1 pseudogene is annotated in these 246 nt (G+C 78.0%); it reads left to right on the forward strand.

What is annotated here, in order from left to right:
- A pseudogene (locus tag KVS67_RS12585) lies at window positions 1-246 on the forward strand (transcriptional regulator ArgP); the annotation flags it as partial.

A 246-nucleotide genomic window follows, 5' to 3' on the forward strand; every position in this document is an offset into this window, starting at 1 on the left:
GCACCCTGGAGCGGGAGGTGGGCCAGGTGCAGCACCGGCGCGGCACACCCTGCGAGCCCACCGAGGCCGGCGTCGGCCTGGTGCGCGTGGCCCGGCACATGCGGGTGCACGAACAGGAGGCGTGGGCCGGGCTGGGCCGCACGGCGGCCGGGCGCAGCGTCACCTCTCTGGCCGTGCCCCCCGACGTGCTGGGCACGTGGTTCGGGCCCGTCCTGGCGGAGGCCGCCGACTGGGACGACACGGTCC

Origin of the sequence: Micrococcus sp. GbtcB5, from assembly GCF_019091605.1 — a bacterium.
Classification (GTDB): domain Bacteria; phylum Actinomycetota; class Actinomycetes; order Actinomycetales; family Micrococcaceae; genus Micrococcus; species Micrococcus luteus.